This is a genomic window from Achromobacter sp. JD-1, assembly GCF_038594925.1.
GTDB classification, from domain to species: domain Bacteria; phylum Pseudomonadota; class Gammaproteobacteria; order Burkholderiales; family Burkholderiaceae_B; genus Achromobacter; species Achromobacter spanius_C.
In genome coordinates this window covers 1-2,294 of sequence record NZ_JBCGCS010000062.1, presented here as the reverse complement: position 1 = coordinate 2,294, position 2,294 = coordinate 1, and the positions used below count along the sequence as shown (strand labels likewise).

At 49.5% G+C, this 2,294-nt stretch carries 3 protein-coding genes and 1 pseudogene; all 4 read right to left on the bottom strand.

The window, feature by feature from the left end; translation table 11 throughout:
* Nucleotides 1-37 precede the first annotated feature (37 nt).
* Entirely contained in the window at nt 38-175 is a 138-nt protein-coding gene (locus tag WBR68_RS31595; protein ID WP_370641307.1) for a hypothetical protein, read from the bottom strand.
* A 265-nt stretch (nt 176-440) separates the two neighbouring features.
* Nucleotides 441-1,187, bottom strand: coding sequence for a hypothetical protein (locus tag WBR68_RS31135; protein ID WP_230696234.1), 747 nt, complete (start codon nt 1,185-1,187; stop codon nt 441-443).
* Between the two features lie 6 nt (nt 1,188-1,193).
* Nucleotides 1,194-1,574 (bottom strand): putative toxin, encoded by a 381-nt coding sequence (locus WBR68_RS31130; RefSeq protein WP_230696233.1) that lies wholly within the window; start codon nt 1,572-1,574, stop codon nt 1,194-1,196.
* A gap of 159 nt (nt 1,575-1,733) precedes the next feature.
* Nucleotides 1,734-1,856, bottom strand: a pseudogene (locus WBR68_RS31125) (transposase); the annotation flags it as partial.
* Between the last annotated feature and the right edge of the window lie 438 nt (nt 1,857-2,294).

The window sequence follows — 2,294 nt, the reverse complement described above, 5'->3', positions numbered from 1 at the left end:
GGCGCTCGGCATGAAGACCCCGGCTGAGGCATTTGCATTAGCCGCTTAACCTGAGCAGGTTCTGCTGGGTCATTACAATGTCGCCTTCAGCCTTGAGCACCGCGTTATTACCCGCCGACAGGTTCGAGCCCGTGACGGTGATGTCCGAGTCCTTGCCGGCTCCTTGGGCGACGATGGTCAGGTCTTTGCCGGCCGCGACCGTCGAACCGAAGGCGCTGGACGAACTACGGCCGACCTACGAGTCCAACCATCGGAAATATAGGTCGACCATATCGTTGCTTACGTTAGGTGCGATGATCTATGCCGAAAGAACCTTGGCCATTATCAAAATCTCTACGCTTGAGATTCTGCAACCACCGTGGGAGGCGGCCAAAATCAACCCAACGTTCACGATGAGTAAAAGCTGAAACAGCACCGGTGCGGGGTCGCTGCTGGCCAACTCAAACTAAAGGTTCGTTATTAATTAAAAAAAACCCCTCTGGAAATAAATTCCGAAGCTCAGCACGGCTTTTAGAAAACGACGAAAACTCGTTTGCAACGTCGCTGATATTTTCTGTAACCCTCACCAAGTAACCGCCCCCTAGTTCCTCAATACGAAAACCTGCCGCGGCGACTTTATCGACGTTGACCTCTCGGGCAAATTCGTCTCCGTAGAACATACCCCACCCCACATTCGGAATGTCTGGTTTTAATGCAGCATTGAATGAACCGATTTGGAAGCTACCATTCTTATCAGCAGGAGCCAGCTCGGGACTAGTAAATAAATGCACCATACCGAGCTGAGGAGAGAAAATTTCACACCACACTTTGAAGAGTGAATACCAATCAACCTTATCGCTATAGTCAGCCTTTAAGGAAATAGTCCCAGGAACTACTTGCCCTCGATTATTTCGAGATGAGTGAACAACACTGCCAGACGATTTTATAGCCTTCTTTCTTCGCCACGAAAAGTCTTGGTAAAAATCGGACAAAACTCCATTAAGGCGCAATGAAGCTTTAGAAGCCCAAATATTTTCACACGAACTCTTTCCCAAAAAAAGCTCCGTGAACTTATCCGCATTGTGTGATACCTGTTCAGGATGCAGCCACCCTCCGCTCACGTTCAACGAATCAATAAGCTTTTCGCCAACACCCCAATCAATGGTCTCAGATTTTGTTCGAATCGCTATTTGTATATATGATTTCATAAGCCATCAAAACTTCGTCAAGTCACCGGTAGTAGGGTTATATCTGAATACATCACCACCAGTACCTCTGACTTGGCGCAAAAGTTCTCTAGAAATATTATTTGTCCTAGGACTCACAACAAGATTCAACGGCTGACCTATTGCAGTTGCAACTTGAATCTGTGCCCGCAACTGGTTAGACATTGAAAGGTTCTGGACATTTTTAACCTCCAAAAGCCCCCCGACGTTTGTCCCCCACAGATCAGGAATTGTTGTTACCTGCGCGCCGTTAGGCAGCTGAACAGTTACCGGATTAGTATTCTTCACCCCACCAACATGCCCTAATGCCTCTGTCACTTGGCGCTCAAACGCAACGTCACTTTGACGATTAAGGGTGATCTGAGGCACTCCGCCTACAACATCTGTCGCTTTTACACCCTTAATCGACCCAGCCACCGCGCTCGCAGCCGCCACAAGCCTTACGGCCGTCTCGGAACTTACGCCGTATCTCTACTGAAGATCGGCGGCGATTTCAGTATGAAGAACCATACTGACCGCCTCAGCGTTGCGCCAGCCGTAAATGCTCTGCTCGCTCACCCCATGCCGCTTGGCCACCTCGGCCACCGGGTCCCGGTCGGCCTCGCGCAGAATCCGCACAATCTGCTCTTCGCTATACCTTGCCTTCTTCATCTCGCTTCCTTCTCGCATTGGAAGCTATTTTCTCAAATACCTACTTGTACGAATTTCTCAGAGCAGGTCAGAATAGCCGATGCCGATGCTGGCACTACTGCTCTTGCTGTCCGTGTTCTGCGCGAACGCAGCGTTGTCCGTATTGCGCACGGCATCCGACATACGCACGCCGGTCTGCACGGCGCCATAACTCAGGGGGCCATCAGCGATTGAGGAATTTCTAGCGAAACCAGTAATTTCGCCTGCGCCTTGAGCAACAACAAATAAAACATTTAACTACTTTTTAACTGCCTGACCGGGTCCCAATCATTAGGTTTTAATTGATGCTTGCTCCACCATTGCATTCCCTCAGAAACCCACATTTCCCGTAAATGGGAATGAGCAGCTGTAGAGTCATCATACCCAAACTCCGTCCCGCAGCATGGGCAAATATTGTAT

Excerpts from the sequence above, each read along its gene's own strand:
- WBR68_RS31135 (WP_230696234.1), bottom strand. The coding sequence starts at position 1,187 with ATGAAATCATATATACAAATAGCGATTCGAACAAAATCTGAGACCATT.